Annotated in this window: 10 protein-coding genes and 1 pseudogene; 9 read left to right on the top strand and 2 right to left on the bottom strand. The window is 70.2% G+C overall.

From position 1 onward, the window contains the following. The first annotated feature begins 102 nt into the window (after window positions 1-102). The 8 genes and pseudogenes from lanKC (at window position 103) to JHW41_RS05120 (ending at window position 9781) form a co-directional block, all read left to right on the top strand. On the top strand, window positions 103-2865 hold the full coding sequence (gene lanKC / locus JHW41_RS05155) for a class III lanthionine synthetase LanKC (RefSeq protein WP_250449245.1): 2763 nt from the start codon (window positions 103-105) through the stop codon (window positions 2863-2865). Continuing rightward, on the top strand, window positions 2862-4580 hold the full coding sequence (locus JHW41_RS05150; protein ID WP_250449244.1) for an ATP-binding cassette domain-containing protein: 1719 nt from the start codon (window positions 2862-2864) through the stop codon (window positions 4578-4580). Before lanKC ends, JHW41_RS05150 begins: the two co-directional genes overlap by 4 nt. 89 nt (window positions 4581-4669) lie before the next feature. Next, window positions 4670-4813, top strand: a complete 144-nt coding sequence (locus JHW41_RS05145) for a class III lanthipeptide (RefSeq protein WP_157490432.1) — start codon at window positions 4670-4672, stop codon at window positions 4811-4813. A gap of 315 nt (window positions 4814-5128) precedes the next feature. Further along, complete coding sequence (locus tag JHW41_RS05140; RefSeq protein WP_057948876.1) at window positions 5129-6250, top strand: ABC transporter permease; 1122 nt, start codon at window positions 5129-5131, stop codon at window positions 6248-6250. A gap of 37 nt (window positions 6251-6287) precedes the next feature. Continuing rightward, a pseudogene (locus tag JHW41_RS05135) lies at window positions 6288-7106 on the top strand (ABC transporter ATP-binding protein); the annotation flags it as partial. A 101-nt stretch (window positions 7107-7207) separates the two neighbouring features. Continuing rightward, on the top strand, window positions 7208-8092 hold the full coding sequence (locus JHW41_RS05130; RefSeq protein ID WP_250449243.1) for a CPBP family intramembrane glutamic endopeptidase: 885 nt from the start codon (window positions 7208-7210) through the stop codon (window positions 8090-8092). Between the two features lie 34 nt (window positions 8093-8126). Continuing rightward, window positions 8127-9065, top strand: a complete 939-nt coding sequence (locus JHW41_RS05125) for an MlaD family protein (protein ID WP_057948878.1) — start codon at window positions 8127-8129, stop codon at window positions 9063-9065. Between the two features lie 47 nt (window positions 9066-9112). After that, complete coding sequence (locus tag JHW41_RS05120) at window positions 9113-9781, top strand: ABC-type transport auxiliary lipoprotein family protein (protein ID WP_425606405.1); 669 nt, start codon at window positions 9113-9115, stop codon at window positions 9779-9781. A gap of 283 nt (window positions 9782-10064) precedes the next feature. On the opposite strand, the gene JHW41_RS05115 is transcribed toward JHW41_RS05120, so the two are convergent. Then, a complete protein-coding gene (locus JHW41_RS05115; protein ID WP_250449241.1) occupies window positions 10065-10658 on the bottom strand; it encodes an alpha-ketoglutarate-dependent dioxygenase AlkB family protein in 594 nt (197 codons plus the stop codon). Between the two features lie 241 nt (window positions 10659-10899). Between JHW41_RS05115 and JHW41_RS05110 the strand changes: the two genes are divergently transcribed. Next, window positions 10900-12555, top strand: coding sequence for an electron transfer flavoprotein-ubiquinone oxidoreductase (locus tag JHW41_RS05110; RefSeq protein WP_250449240.1), 1656 nt, complete (start codon window positions 10900-10902; stop codon window positions 12553-12555). Between the two features lie 208 nt (window positions 12556-12763). Here the strand turns inward: JHW41_RS05110 and JHW41_RS05105 are convergent, their stop codons facing one another. Next, complete coding sequence (locus JHW41_RS05105; protein ID WP_250451419.1) at window positions 12764-15139, bottom strand: reprolysin-like metallopeptidase; 2376 nt, start codon at window positions 15137-15139, stop codon at window positions 12764-12766. Window positions 15140-15265 lie beyond the last annotated feature (126 nt).

The following is a 15265-nucleotide window of genomic DNA, read 5'->3' as shown; positions in this document are numbered from 1 at the left end:
CACACAATCGGACCGGATCGCTTCGTCCGCGGAACGCGGGCGCGCCGCTGCGCCGAGCCGCGGCGGGATCCGTTGCGCAACGGAAGTCCTCAGGGGAGAGGCATGCATTTGCAGAACATGATGGTGAAGTCGCGATTCTTCGAATCGATCGACTCCTACCCGCATCTGTCCGACTGGCACGACGTCGTCGCCGCACGCCTCGGTCCGGGCTGGAGCCTGCACCGCTGGTCGTTCTGGCTGCAGGCCATGCCCGACGGCGAAACGCTGCCGGCGCAGGGCTTCAAGCTGCACGTCTCGCCGGATCTGACCCGGCTCGGACAGCAGGTCGCCGCCGTCGTCGAGGTGCTGGCGCGCGAGCGCGCCGGGTTCAAGTTCGTCGCCGACCGGCACTTGCTGGAGATGATGAACTCCAAGAACTTCGCCCGCACCGCCTCGGCCAAGTTCTTCACCGTCTACCCGCGCGATCACGATCACTTCCTCGCGCTCGCCGCCGGCCTGCGCGAGGCCATGATCGGTTACGACGGCCCCTACATCCTCACCGACCGGCGCGTACCGCGCTCGCGCGTGGTGTTCTACCGCTACGGCGGCCTGACCAGCGTCAAAAGCCAGGGCGCGGACGGCGAAGTCGCGCACATGATCCAAAGCCCCGACGGCGAAGCGGTCGAAGACAAGCGCGAGCCGATGTTCCAGCTGCCCGAGTGGGTGGCCGATCCGTTCGAGCGCGAGCACGAACCCGAGCCGCAAGACGATTCGCCCTACCTGGGCGGCCGTTTCGAAGTTAAAGAAGCGATCTACTTCTCCAACAGCGGCGGGATCTACACCGCCGTCGACCGCGAAACCGGCGATACCGTCGTGCTCAAGGAAGCGCGCCCGCACGCCGGCTGGCGCGGCGCGGAAGGCAGCTACATCGCCGCGCCGGAAGCGGTGAGCCACGAATACTCGATCCTCAGCCTGCTCGAACCGCTGAACATCGCGCCCAGGCCGTATGCGCTGTTCAAGGAATGGGAGCACACCTTCCTGGCCGAGGAATACCTGGATTGGCCGACGTGGATGCAGTACTTCGTCCGCGAAGAGATCTTCCTCGGCCCGTTCGTGCGCGGCACCTGCCCGGTGTTGCCGTTCCTGCGGGCGCTGGTGCCGGTGACGCGCAACGCCATCGCGCTGATCCGCAGCGGCCACGAACACGGGGTCATGTTCGGCGACGTCTCGCCCAACAACTTCCTGATCGAAGTCGAGACCCACCAGGTGAAGGTCATCGACGTCGAGTCGGTGGTCGCCGTCGACGAACGCTCGTCGTGGCAAACGCTGTGGGCGACCCAGGGCTTCGAGAACCCCGAACGCAAGCGCCGCGGCGCGCTGGCGCCGGAAGACGATTGGTACGCGCTCGGCAAATGCGTGCTCTCGGCGATCATGCCGCTGCAGGGCCTGACCGCGATGGGAATCCTGTCCGATCGCGAGCTGGCGCAGCGGCTGGTCTACGAAAGCGGGCTGCCCGGCGACGTCTACGACCTCATCGACGCCTTGCTGCGCGCCGACCCGGACGCCGCCACGGCGATCTGCGAACGCCTGGCCGAACAGTTGCAAGGCCCGCCGCAGGAACTCAAGCTGCAGCGCGCGCCGCTGGCCGCGCCGCGTCCGCAGCCGCTGCGCCTGGCCGACGATCCGCAGGCGCCGCAGCGCATCGCCGATTTCATTCTCGCGTCCTACCGCGGCCTGTCGGCCAACGAAGTGTGGCCGGGCGATCCGAGCCTCTACGAAACCGGCAAATGGAACCTGGCCTACGGCGCGACCGGCGTGGCCCTGTTCCTGGAGGCGGCCGGGCGCGAATTGCCGGCGGAACTGACCGCCGCGCTCGCCGACGAACGCCTGCTCGGCGAGCAGGTGCGCGAGATCGGCCTGTACAGCGGCCTGGCCGGGATCGCCGCGTACCACGGCCTGCACGGCCGCACCGGCATCGCCGGCGCGCTGCTGCAGCGCGCCGCGGCGAGCCCGTTGCGCTACCGCAGCGCCAACCTGTTCGCCGGCGAAGCCGGCCTCGGCCTGGCCGCGTTGTCGCTGCACGGCAACGGCGCCGGCGGCGCGCTGGCGCTGGCCGCGGACTGCGCCGGCTATTTGCACCGCAGCGCGATCGAAGGCGAGCACGGCGTGCACTGGAAGACCGGCGCCCAGGCGGAACGGGTCCAGTACGGCTACCTGCGCGGCATCGCCGGCATCGCCTGGTTCCTGTCCGAATACGCCCGCGCCGGCGACTGCGCGCGCAGTCGGGAGCTGTCGCGGCTCGCCATCGACTACGTGCTCGCGCACGCGGTCACCGATGCCAAGGGCCGGCTGCAATGGGGCGTGGACATCAAGGACATGCGGCTGATGCCGTACTGGTCCAACGGCGCGGCGGGCATGGGCGGCGTGCTGCTGCGCATGGGCGTGCTCGACCGGCGTCCGGATTACCTCGCCGTGGCCTGCGATCTGGCCCATTCGGCCTTCAGCAAGCTCTCGGTCAACGTCGGCCAGCTCGACGGGCTGGCCGGCATCGCCGACTTCCTGCACGACCTGTGGCTGGTCACCGGCGAAGCCCGCTTCCGCCATCAACTCGACGAAGTCCTGCAGGGCATCGCCTTGTTCGCCACCCGCACCGACGAAGGCCTGGCCTTCCCCGGCGCGCTGAGCCAGCGGCTGAGCTGCGACTTCGCCACCGGCTCGGCCGGCGTCGGCCTGTGCCTGCTGCGCGCGCGTTCCGGCGGGGCGCGCGTGCTGCACGATTTCGCTCTGCCCAGCGCCGCCCTGTTCGGCGCCGCTGTGTCGGGCGCCGGCCCGACGGCCACCGACGCGCTCGACGCCGATACGTACGCCGCCGGAGAAGCGGCGTGAGCCTGACGCGCCGGGCCGGCAACGTCGCGCGGGTGATCGCGCTGTGCTTCCGCTTCCCGATCCGGCAGATGCGCTGGCGGCGGCGCACGCTGTACCGCATCTTCGCCGTGCACCTGCTGGTCACCTTCGGCTGGTCGTTCGGCGATCCGCTGCTGCAAAAGCTCATGGTCGATCACCTGGTCGCCAAGGACTTCGCCGGCCTCGCCGCGGTGCTGGCGGCGATGCTCGGCATCTACGCGGTGGTCCACTATCTGTCGTGGAAGAACCAACTGGCGCAGGCGCGCGTGCACTACACGCTGCAAGCGCGGCTGATCGACCGCGCCGCGGCCTCGCTCTACGCCGAGCGCATCGGCCGCGACCGCAACGCCGGCGCCAAGCTGCTCGGCCGCCTGCACGCCGAACCCGCGCAGCTCACCGAACTGGTCCAGTTCGACCTGGAAGCGATCGGCATCCTCGCCGGCGGCATTTTCGCCCTGGTGTTCTGCAGCCTGGTCTCGCCGTTCGCGGTGTTGCCGCTGCTGATCCTGGTGCCGCTGGTGCTGTACATGACCGTGCGCGATTTCGGCTCGACCCAGACGGCGGCGGTGCGGGTGGAGCGGCGCAAGAACGAAGCCATCGCCCGGCTCAGCGAGAACCTCGACGCGCTGCCGCTGTTCGCGCCGTTCCGCCTGCTCGGGCGGGTGCGCCGCTCGATCGCGCTGGGGTTCCTCCCGTATCAGCGCTCGGCTTATGCGCTCAGCGCGTCGCGCGCCAAGGTCAGCCGCGACACCCGGATGATGATGACCACCGCCGAGTTGCTGGTGATCCTGACCGCGGCGATGGTGGTGATCTACGCCCAGCTCTCGATCGGCGCATTCTTCGCCCTGACCGCTTCGTACTGGCGGCTGGTCGGCTCGCTGCGCGAATTCGCCGAGCGCCTGCCGAACCTGCCGATCCACTACGGCCGCATCCGCCGCTTCGAACGTTTCTGCGCGCGCGCCCCCGGCCGCTGGTACGAGAACGCCTGGCGCGACGCGCGCGGCGAGGCGCTGGAGCTGCAGCGCCTGTCGCTGCGCCTGGACGCGCAGCGCAGCGTCGGCCCGATCGACCTGCGGGTGGAACCCGGCCGCAGCCTGATCCTGCTCGGCCCCAACGGCGCCGGCAAAAGCACCCTGCTCGGCCTGATCGCCGGCAACGGCATGGAGCACGAAGGCGAGCTGCGCACGCCCTCGCCGATCAGCCTGGCGCTGTCGCCGCCGCGCTTCCCTCATCTGAGCGCGAGCCGGCTGCTGGCGCTGGACGCGCGCGAACCGCTGGACCGCGACCGCCTGCTCGGGCTGGCGCAGCGCCTGGGCCTGAACCTGGAGCGCTTGCAGGAAGTGCCGGGGCACTGGTCCGACGGCGAGAAGCGGCGGCTGGCGATCCTGCTGGCGCTGAGCAAGCCCGCCGCGCTGTACCTGTTCGACGAACCGCTGTCGGGCGTCGACATCCAGTCCAAGGACGAACTGCTGCGCCTGATCCTGGAGGAAACCTCGCACGCGGTGTGCGTGGTCGCCCTGCACGAACCGGACATGGCCGCGCGCTTCAGCCAGCGCCTGGACATCGAACCCGGCGTGCGGCCGCTGCCGCAAGCGCCGGTGCCGCTCGCGCTCGTATCCGCGCCCGAACCCGAACCCACGCCCGAGTACGACCGCGAGCGCGAACCCATGCCCGAATACGCCTCGCCCGCGGCCTAGCCACGGGCGCCCTACTCGCCGCCTGCGGACGCGGAGCCCGCGGCCGGCGCGACATCAACGCTCCGCACTATCGAAAAGGAGTTTCACAAATGAACAAGGTCCTCTCGCTGCAGAGCCTGGAAAACACTCAGCAGCGCGCCGCCGCCGCCAGCACGGTCAGCAACCACTGCAGCGCCGCCAGCAACCAGAACTGCACCAACCAGCAGCAGCAGGAACTCCCGCAGCTGCCGTAATCGGCGCCTGATCCGGGTCTTCGCCAGTCCGCGGCTGGCGGAGCCCTCTGTGCGCGGCCGTACGCGGCCGCGCTCACGACGAGAACACGTTCATGAACAAAGTACTGTCCTTGCAGCGCATGAACCCCGACGACTGCTCACCGTGCCTGCCCAGCACGCTGAGCTTTTTTTGCAGCGTTTCCAGCTGCCAGAACTGCGTGGTGCAACCGCCGGAGCCCCAGCCCTACCCCTGAGCGGCCGCATCCGCCATTCGGTTCGGTAGCGGATGTGTATTGAAGCTTCGCCGGCAGCCTGTATGCTGCCGCCCGAGGCCCTATGACCGTACCGACCACGCAAGCGCCGGAACTCACCGCCGAGGGCAGCGAGCCCTCGCGCTTGCGCCTTTCCGGCTGCTGGACGCTGGAACACGCACTGGCCGTCGGCGCCGCGCTCAAGCAAGCGCCGCACGAGGTCGCCGAGGTCGACGCCACCGGGGTACAGCGCCTGGATTCGGTCGGCGTGCTGCAGCTGATGCGCTTCGCGCGCCGGCACGAGCTCGACTTCGACGCGGTGTTCCGCTTCCACGACAGCCACCGCGCGCTGGTCAGCGCGATCGAGGACGTCGCCGACGAGCGCCCGAAGAAGAAGCGCGAGTACGGCTTCCAGGCCGCGCTCGGGCGCCTGGGCTTCGCGGTCACCGACAACTGGAAGGAAGTGCTGGCGCTGGTGGCCTTCTTCGGCGAAACGCTGGTGAAGATGCTGCGGCTGTTCAAGAACCCCAGCCGCTTCCGCCCCACCGCCACCGTCCACCACATGGAGCAGGTCGGCCTCGACGCGGTGCCGCTGATCGCGCTGCTGTGTTATCTGGTCGGCGCGGTGGTGGCGTTCCTGGGCTCGACCATCCTCAAGGATTTCGGCGCGACCATCTTCGTGGTCGAGTTGGTCAGCATCGCCTTCCTGCGCGAGTTCGGCGTGCTGCTGACCGCGATCGTACTGGCCGGCCGCACCGCCAGCGCGTTCACCGCGCAGATCGGCGCGATGGTCAGCCGCGAGGAAGTCGACGCGATCCGCACCCTGGGCATGGACCCGGTCGACCTGCTGGTGATCCCGCGGGTGCTGGCGCTGCTGGTGATGCTGCCGCTGCTGACCTTCGTGGCCATGATCGCCGGCCTGCTCGGCGGCCTGACCGTCGGCGCCTACGGCCTGGACATCCCGCCGCAGCAATACCTGGCGCGCATGCACGAGACCATGCAGCTGCGCCACTTCCTGGTCGGCATGTCGAAAGCGCCGATCTTCGCCCTGCTGATCAGCCTGATCGGTTGCCTGGAGGGCCTGCAGGTCAAGGGCACCGCGCAGTCGGTCGGCGAGCGCACCACCTCCAGCGTGGTCCAGTCGATCTCGCTGGTGATCGTGCTGGATGCGTTCTTCGCGATCTGGTTCATGGAGATGGGCTGGTGAGCCTGGCCATCGCGAAGCGCGACGCGGAGACGCCGCGGTGACGAGCGCCGATTCCCCGGCGGTCCCGACCGCCCGCGCCGACGGCGAGGCCGGCGACGACGTCATCATCCGCATCCGCGGCCTGGTCAACCATTTCGGCGAGCAGGTGGTCCACGACGGCCTCGACCTGGACGTCAAACGCGGCGAGATCATCGGCGTGGTCGGCGGCTCGGGCACCGGCAAGTCGGTGATGATGCGCTCGATCCTGGGCTTGCGTAAGCCCAACGCCGGGCAGATCGAAGTGCTCGGCATCGACGCGCGCAACCCGGACCCGCAGCTGCGCCGCGAGATCGAGCGCAACACCGGCGTGCTGTTCCAGGACGGCGCGCTGTTCTCGTCGCTGACCGTGGGCGAGAACGTGCAGGTGCCGCTGAAGGAGTACCACAGCGAACTGCCCGACTCGCTGCGCTACGAACTGGCGCTGCTCAAGGTCAAGCTGTCGGGCCTGCCGGCCGACGCGATCGACAAGCTGCCTTCGCAGTTGTCCGGCGGCATGCGCAAGCGCGCCGGCCTGGCCCGCGCGCTGGCGTTGGACCCGCCGCTGCTGTTCCTCGACGAACCCACCGCCGGCCTCGACCCGATCGGCGCGGCCGCGTTCGACCGGCTGATCCGCACCCTGCAGCAGGCGCTGGGCCTGACCGTGTTCCTGATCACCCACGACCTGGACACGCTGTACGCCATCTGCGACCGCATCGCGGTGCTGGCCGACAAGAAGGTCATCGCCTGCGCGCCGATCCAGGAGGTCGAGAAGCTCGATCATCCGTGGGTGCAGGAATACTTCCACGGCCCGCGCGCGCGCGCGGCGCAGGTGGCGCGCGACAAGAACGAACATGGCCGGGACGCGCACGCCAGCCGCACGCACGATGGTGCCGGCAAGCGCGACCCGGCCCACGGCGCGGACGAGGATGCAGCGGCGCGATGAACGCCCTGCTCGCCGATACCGGCACGCTGTGGAGCGTGTCGATCTGGGGGCTGTTGTGCGCGGCCGCGGCGACGCTGTGGTGGCGCAAGGCGCGCATCGCGACGCTGGCGCTGTTGGCGCTGGCGCTGGCCGCAGCGTTCGCGCGCGGCCTGCTCGCGCCGCCGGCGCTGGCCGCGTTGGCGCTGCTGGCGCTGGCCGCATGGCTGGTGCGTCCGGCGCGGCCGCGTGCGGCGCGCATCGGCGGTCACGTAGTGTTCGTGCTGACCGCGTTCGCGCTCGGCCTGCACCTGCTGCCGGGTTTCGACAATCCGCGCTTGCTCGCCGACCTCACGCTCAGCGCCGGCTCGGCGCCGATGTCGCTGTACTTCAACTTCGACAAGCCGCTGGCCGGATTCTGGCTACTGCTGTGTTGGCCGCTGCTGCGCCTGTACGGCCCGGGCGAGCGGCCGCTGGCGGCCTCGCTAGGCGCGGGCCTGGCCGGCGCGGCGGCCGCGGCGGCGCTGTGCCTGGGCCTCGGCGTCGCCCTGGGCCTGCTCGCCTGGGCGCCGAAGTGGCCGTGGTTCGGCGCGCTGTGGGCGCTCAACAACCTGCTGCTGGTGGCGCTGACCGAGGAAGCGATGTTCCGCGGCTACCTGCAGGAAAGCCTGCAGCGGCGCTGGCAGGCGCAGCGCTGGGGCGCGCACGCGGCGATCGCGGTCGCGGCGCTGGCGTTCGGGCTGGTCCATCTCGGCGGCGGCTGGCGGTTCGCGCTGGCGGCGACGCTGGCCGGGCTGGCCTATGGCTGGGCCTACCGCAAGGGCGGCCTGGCCGCCGCGGTGCTGGCCCACTTCGGCCTCAACCTCCTGCATTTCACCCTGTTCACCTACCCCTGGCTGGCATGATGCCGGCCGTGGCTCTGCCGTTCGAAGGTGCCTGATGGAAACCAAGGCCAACTACGTGCTGATCGGTGCGTTCACCATCGTGGTGACGCTGTTCCTGTTGCTGTTCGCCTTGTGGGCGGCCAAGTACTCCTCGGAGAAGAGCTGGCGCGAGTACGCGGTGATCTTCAACGAACCGGTCACCGGCCTGTCGGAAGGCAGCACCGTGCAATACAACGGCATCGGCGTGGGCACGGTGCAGCAGCTGAGCCTGGCGCCGGACGATCCGCGCCGGGTCATCGCCAAGCTGCGCCTGCAGGCCGACGCGCCGGTCAAGACCGACACCCGCGCCAAGCTGTCGCTGACCGGCATCACCGGCACCCCGATCATCCAGCTCACCGGCGGCAGCCCCAACAGCCCGCGCCTGGCCGAGTCCGGCAACGGCGACGTGCCGATCATCCAGACCGAGGCCTCGGCGCTGCAGAACATCGCCGACACCGCCAACCGCCTGGTCGCGCGCCTGGACCAGGTGCTCAGCGACGACAACGTCCAGCACGTGTCCAAGACCCTGGCCAACATCGAATCGCTGACCGGCTCGATCGCCGACCAGCGCGGCGACCTGCGCGACCTGATCGCCAACGCCAAGAAGTCCAGCGAGCAGCTCAGCCAGACCCTGGCCACCACCAACCGCGCGGTCGAAAGCGTCGACCGCGAACTGGCGCAGAAGCTGCCGGGCGTCATCGACAAGCTCGACAGCACCCTGACCAAGCTCGATTCGGCCGCTTCCGGCGCCAACGGCATCCTCAACGACAACCGCGCCGCGATCAGCAGCTTCGCCAACGACGGCCTGGCCCAGCTCGGCCCGACCCTGGCCGAACTGCGCGCGCTGGTGCGCGACCTGCGCCGGATCAGCGACCGCCTCGACAGCAACCCGACCCGTTACCTGCTCGGCCGCGACGCCGCCAAGGAATTCGAGCCCGAGAAGGCCGCCCGATGAACTCCGCGACCCGCCGCCCCGACCGCCGCCACGCGAACGCCACGACCATGCCGACGACCCGCGCGCTACGCCCCTTCTCCGCCGCGCCGCTGCGCCTGTTCGGCGCCGGCCTCGCCGCCGCGCTGGCGCTGTCGGGCTGCTCGATCCTCGACGAAAAGCCCAAGACCCCGACCGTGCAGTACGCGCCGGACCCGCGCGTGCCGGCCGATCCGTCCTGGCCGCAGGCGAACTGGCAGTTGTCGGTGAGCGTGCCGAGCGCGGCGCGCATGATCGACAGCCTGCGCATCGCGGTGCGCCCGAGCGGCGACGAAGTCCAGGTCTACAAGGGCGCGGCCTGGGCCAAGCTGCCCAGCAACATGATCGAGGACGCGCTGCTGCGCACGCTGGAGGACTCGGGCAAGATCGCCGCGGTCGCGCGCCAGGGCAGCGGCATCGGCGCCGAGTACAAGCTGGTGCTGGACCTGCGCCGGTTCGAATCCGACTACGCCGGCAACGCGGTGCCGTCGGCGGTGATCGAGATCAACGCCAAGCTGTTCCACACCGTCGACCAGAAAGTGGTCGCCTCGCGCACCTTCCTGCAGTCCACGCCGGCGGCGACGACCGAAGTGCGCGACGTGGTCGCCGCGTTCGAGCGCTCGCTGGCCGCGGGCACGGGCGAGATCGCCGGCTGGACGCTGGCGTCGGGCGACGCGCACGAGAACAGCCACAAGCGCTGATCGGGCGCGGACCGGCCGCCGCGCCGGCACGCCTCCGAACCACGGCGACGGCCGCGCGCGAGCGCGGCCGTTCGCGTTTGTCGCATGGCGCTTGTCGCGCTGAGTCCGCTGCGCTGACGCATTCGCTCTCGGCTAAGGACCTTAAGACCCGGCGCGTCCGCTCTTGTCGGAGCGCCTCAGATCCGACGCGTTCGCGCTTGTGGGAGCGCCTCAGACCCGACGCCTTCTCTCGTGGGAGGGCCCTCAGGCCCGACGCCTTCCGCTCCGATCGCCGCGCCCCCGATCACCGCCGCGGCGCAATCACCCGGAACGTCAGATTGATCCGCTCCCCCACCGGCCGCGCGGTCCGCGGCAGCGCATGCCGGTAGTTCGCCTGGGTCGGTCCCGCCATCACCAGCAGGCTGCCGTGCCCAAGTTCCAGCGCCGCCTTCAACGACGGATCGCGCCGGTGCTTGAGCGCGAAGCGCCGCCGCGCGCCCAGGCTCAGCGAGGCGATGACCGGCGCCGGGCCGAGCTCGGGTTCGTCGTCGCTGTGCCAGCCCATCGCGTCGCGGCCGTCGCGGTAGCGGTTGGCCAGCACGCTGTTGAACGCCGCGCCGAGTTCGCGCGCGAGCCGCTCGCGCACCGGCCGCAGCGCCGGCGGCCACGGCTGCGGGCGGAACTCGGCGCCGGAATAGCGATAGCGCGCGTCGGGGTCGCCGATCCAACTGCTCAGCCGCGGCGAAGCGTGCTCGCGCCCGAACAGGCGGATGCGGTGCACTTCCCACGCGGTCTGCGCCAGCACCGCCGCGTACAGCGCATCGGCCGCGTCGGCGTCGAGCCAGTGCGGGTCGTAGGCTAGGTCGGCGTCTTGCAGCGGCAGGCGGGTCGGCGGCATCGGCCGGCACGCTAGCACGCGCGGCGCGGCGGCCGCGATCCGATTCCTGCGCCGGCCCGCGCGACGGCGGGCCTCCATACCCGGCCGCACCGATCCGGCTGGAAATCGTTTCAAACACACCGCGAACGTGCGTGCTTGCGCGTCGCGGGCGCGCGCGTCGCCGCGAATCGCGCCGGCGGAAATGGCGCCTGCCGGGCAAACCCGCGACAATGGCCGGATTGCACGCAAGAGTACCGCCAGCATGAGCGAACAGCCGACCGGCACGGTCCCGTCCGACACGCCAGCCATCGAGATCGAACGCGACGTCATGGAATACGACGTCGTCACCGTCGGCGCCGGTCCGGCCGGCCTGGCGTTCGCGATCCGGCTCAAGCAGCTCAATCCGGAGCTGTCGGTCTGCGTGATCGAGAAGTCCAGCACCATCGGCGCGCACATCCTGTCCGGCGCGGTGATCGAGCCCGGCCCGCTCGACGCGCTGCTGCCGGGCTGGCGCGACAACCCGCCGCCGATCTGCGTGCCGGCCGGGCAGGACGAGTTCTGGTTCATGACCAAGACCGGCGGCTACAAGTCGCCGATCGTGCCGCCGGACATGAACAACCACGGCAACTTCATCGTCAGCCTCGGCGCGATGTGCGCGTGGATGGCGCCGCAGGCCGAAGCCCTCGGCGTGGAGATCTACGCCGGCTTCGCCGCCGCCGAAACCCTGCACGATGCCGACGGCCGCGTCGCCGGCGTGCGCATCGGCGACATGGGCATCGCCAAGGACGGAACCCACAAGCCCGGCTTCACCGCCGGCATCGACATCCGCGCCAAGGTCACCGTGTTCGCCGAAGGCGCGCGCGGCCACCTGACCAAGCGCCTGATCAAGCGTTTCGAGCTCGACGCCGAAAGCGATCCGCAAGGCTATTCGATCGGCATCAAGGAGCTGTGGCAGGTCCCCGAGGATCGCGTCACCCCGGGCAAGATCGTGCACAGCGTCGGCTGGCCGGCCGACAGCCGCACCTACGGCGGCAGCTTCCTCTACCACCTGGACAAGGGCCGCATCGCCCTGGGCTACGTCAGCGGCCTGGATTACAGCGACCCGGACTACAAGCCCTGGGAAGCGTTCCAGCAGTGGAAGAACCACCCGCTGATCAAGCCGCTGCTGGAAGGCGGCAACCTAGTCTCGTCCGGCGCGCGCGCCATCGTCACCGGCGGCTGGCAGTCGCTGCCGAAACTCGACATGCCCGGCGCGCTGCTGATCGGCGACACCGCCGGCCTGCTCAACGTGCCCAAGATCAAGGGCACCCATCAGGCGATCCGCTCGGGCATGCTCGCCGCCGAGCATCTGGCCGCGCAGCCGCAGCTCGACAGCGCCGGCTTCGACGCCAAGCTGCGCGCGTCCGATGCGATGGCCGAGCTCAAGAAGGTGCGCAACATCAAGCCCGGCTTCAAGAAGGGCTTCTGGTTCGGCATGCTCAACGCGGCCTGGGAAACGGTCACCGCCGGCGGTTCGCCGTGGACGCTGAAGAACAAGGCCGACTGGTCCTCGCTGGACAAGCTCGGCCAGGCCGAACAGCCCAAGCGCGACTACGCCGACCGCACCCTGGCCCCGCGCGACCGCCTCGCCGGCGTGTACTTCGCCGCGACCGAACACGACGAAGACCAGCCGGTGCACCTCAAGGTCGCCGACACCAACGTCTGCGTGACCCAGTGCGCGAGCGAGTACGGCAACCCGTGCACGCGCTTCTGCCCGGCCGGCGTGTACGAGATCGTCGAGGAAGAAGGCGCCAAGCGCCTGCAGATCAACGCCGCCAACTGCGTGCACTGCAAGACCTGCGACATCAAGGACCCGTACGAGATCATCACCTGGGTCACGCCGGAGGGCGGGTCGGGGCCGAACTACCAGAACATGTAGCTTGGTCGCTTGCGCGCGCCGACGGCGCGCGCGAGGCCCGCAAACGAAGAGGCGCGGCAACCTAGTTGCCGCGCCTCTTGTGTTTTTGCGGTCGCCCTTGCGCGATGCGTGCGCAGACCGAGCGCGCGAAGCAGGCCGGCGAAACGCGCCGGCCGGCACGCTCGCGCTTCGACATCGGGACGCCGAATCGCCGCCGCCGCAGCCGCCGTCAGCGGCTGACGATCTTCCAGTTCATGTCGCCGACCGTGTACACGCCGCCACCGGACTTCACCGTCGGCCCGTCGAGCAGGTGCACGTAGTTCTGGCCGGTGCTGCGGTTGCGCCAGAAGATGTCGTCGCGGCCGTCGCCATCGTAGTCGCCGCTGTTGGCGACCTGCCAGTTCTGGTCGGGCTCGTTGTGGGCCAGGTTGACCACGCTGGGCGCGATGCCGCTCATCGTCCAGACGTAGCACTCGCCGCTGGCGCTGCTGCGCCAGTAGATGTCGCTGCGCCCGTCGCCGTTGAAGTCGCCGATCGCGGCGACCCGGTAGTTGCGATCGGCCACCAGCGGCGCGGCGCCGGAGCCGGCGATGACGCGGGGGCCGGCCATCAGGTGGATGTAGTTCTGGCCGTTGGCGGCGTTGCGCCAGAAGATGTCGGCCATGCCGTCGCCGTTGAAGTCGCCCGCGCCGGCCACCTGCCAGTTCTGGTCGGGTTCGACGTGCACGGTGGCGACGCTGCTCGGCTGCAGGCCGTTCATCAGCCACACGTCGTTGGCGCCGGTGGCGCTGTTGCGCCAGTACAGGTCGGTGCGCTTGTCGCCGTTGAAGTCGCCGGTCGCCACGATCTTCCAGTTGCCGTCGGCGACCAGGGTCGAGTAGCCCGAGGACACCACCCGGCCGCCGTCCATCAGGTGGACGAAGGTCTGGCCGGTGGCGGAGTTGCGCCAGAACGCGTCGTAGCGGCCGTCGCCGTTGAAGTCGCCGGTGGCGACGACCTGCCAGGCCTGGTCGGGCTCGACGTGCACGGTGGCCGCGCGCGCCAGCCAGGCGCCGCTCATGAACCAGACATCGTTGGAACCGGTCGCCGAGTTGCGCCAGTACACGTCCGACTTGCCGTCGCCGTCGAAGTCGTTGCGCGCGCCGGAACCGACCTTGGTCGCGCGGAACGTGGCCGCGATCGGCGCGGTCTGGTCGAAGGTGCGGGCCACGTCGGCCTGGCCCTCGACGCCGCAGGCGCGGTCGCCGCACAGGTTCACGCGCGGATTGGAGAACACGCGGTAGGCGGTCTGGCCGGAATCGCCGTAGGCCATGATGTCGTAGAAATTGCCTTCGGCCGCGCTGGTCTTGTAGCCGAAGGAATAGGCGAAGGCGCCGTACTTGAGCGAGCCGCCCGAGGACGCGGTGGCGCGGTCGTGCTGCGCGCCGAGGTTGTGGCCCAGTTCGTGGGCGAAGGTTTCCTCGCGGCAGAAATAGGTCGTGCCGCCCTGGACCTCGCGGCCGTCGCTGACCACCGAATAGCCCGAGTTGGCCGAGCGCGCGGTATAGGCCTGCTGGCCGCCGCCGATGATCCAGGCCACGCCGCAACCGTTGTGGGTCGCGCGGTCGTACTTGCGCACGAACGAGACCAGGTCGGCGCCGTATTCCTCGCGCGCGGCGCGCAGGGCGTTGAAGGCCGGATCGATCGTGGCGCCGTTGACCCCGCTGAGCGCGTCGAGCGTATCGCCGTTGTCGCCGCTATCGGTGTAGTTGACCTGCAAGGTGCCGACCAGGCGCAGGCGCGCGCCGGTCTGGCTGTTGCGATAGGCCTCGTTGGTGATGTCGACCAGGTTGCTCACCCGGGTCACCGCCTGCGAGGCGCCGCCGAGGCCGGCGGCGAAACCGTTGCTGTAGCCGATCAGCACGTCGATGGTGGCGACCGCGCCGCCGGCGGCGTTGGCCGACACGGCGGCGGCCGCGGCCACCGGCCCGCTGTAGGCCTGCTCGGCCGCGTGCGGGATCTTGAAGTCGTCGGCCTGCACCGAGGCTTCCTGCCCGGTCAGCGCCAACCGCACCGGATCGGTCTCCACCAGCCACGAGGCGCCGTCGCGCATGGTCAGCTTCAGCGACGGCTTGCCGGGCTGGTCGATCACGCCGAACACCGCGTGCGCGCCGAAGGTAACGATGGCCTGCTTGCCGGCGTCGCCGTCCTCGACCTGGCCGACCCAGGTCCAGTCGCCGCTGTCGTGCTCGACATGGCGCTGGTAGCGGAACGACAGGGTCTGGCCCGAAGGCGTGGTCACCCGCAGGCGGCCGCTGGCGATGGCGGCGAGCGCATGGCGCTCGCTGAGCCCGGCGCGGTGCCAGGTGTAGGCGCCGTCGCTCAGGACTTGCGGCTTGGCGGAGTAGTCGACCAGATCGCCGCGGTCGGGCGCGGCGGCGAAGCCGGCGGCGGCGCGTTGCGGCAACGGCGCGGGCACGGCGCGGAAGCCGTCGCGGGCCTGACCCGCGCTCACGCCTGCGCTGGCGAAGCCCGCGGGCGCCGCCGGCTGCGGCGCCGCCGGCGAGCCGGCCTGCGCGATGCGCTGCGAGGTTTCGCCCCATCCCCACCAGCCCGCGGCCCCCATCAAGGCCACGGCTCCCACCAAGAACGTACGACGCATGACGAACCGACCGATTTCGAGTTGAACTGCGCTGCGCATCCTGCATGGATGAACGAGCGACTGCAACGGGCTGAACGCCGCCGGCCCCTG

The sequence above is a fragment of the Lysobacter enzymogenes genome, from assembly GCF_023617245.1.
Lineage (GTDB): Bacteria > Pseudomonadota > Gammaproteobacteria > Xanthomonadales > Xanthomonadaceae > Lysobacter > Lysobacter yananisis.
Note: the sequence above shows the minus strand (reverse complement) of the source record. Positions and strands in the feature narration are given on the sequence as shown.

Excerpts from the sequence above, each read along its gene's own strand:
- lanKC (WP_250449245.1), top strand. The coding sequence starts at position 103 with ATGCATTTGCAGAACATGATGGTGAAGTCGCGATTCTTCGAATCGATC.
- JHW41_RS05145 (WP_157490432.1), top strand. The coding sequence starts at position 4,670 with ATGAACAAGGTCCTCTCGCTGCAGAGCCTGGAAAACACTCAGCAGCGC.
- JHW41_RS05140 (WP_057948876.1), top strand. The coding sequence starts at position 5,129 with ATGACCGTACCGACCACGCAAGCGCCGGAACTCACCGCCGAGGGCAGC.
- JHW41_RS05130 (WP_250449243.1), top strand. The coding sequence starts at position 7,208 with ATGAACGCCCTGCTCGCCGATACCGGCACGCTGTGGAGCGTGTCGATC.
- JHW41_RS05125 (WP_057948878.1), top strand. The coding sequence starts at position 8,127 with ATGGAAACCAAGGCCAACTACGTGCTGATCGGTGCGTTCACCATCGTG.
- JHW41_RS05120 (WP_425606405.1), top strand. The coding sequence starts at position 9,113 with ATGCCGACGACCCGCGCGCTACGCCCCTTCTCCGCCGCGCCGCTGCGC.
- JHW41_RS05115 (WP_250449241.1), bottom strand. The coding sequence starts at position 10,658 with ATGCCGCCGACCCGCCTGCCGCTGCAAGACGCCGACCTAGCCTACGAC.
- JHW41_RS05110 (WP_250449240.1), top strand. The coding sequence starts at position 10,900 with ATGAGCGAACAGCCGACCGGCACGGTCCCGTCCGACACGCCAGCCATC.
- JHW41_RS05105 (WP_250451419.1), bottom strand. The coding sequence starts at position 15,139 with ATGGGGGCCGCGGGCTGGTGGGGATGGGGCGAAACCTCGCAGCGCATC.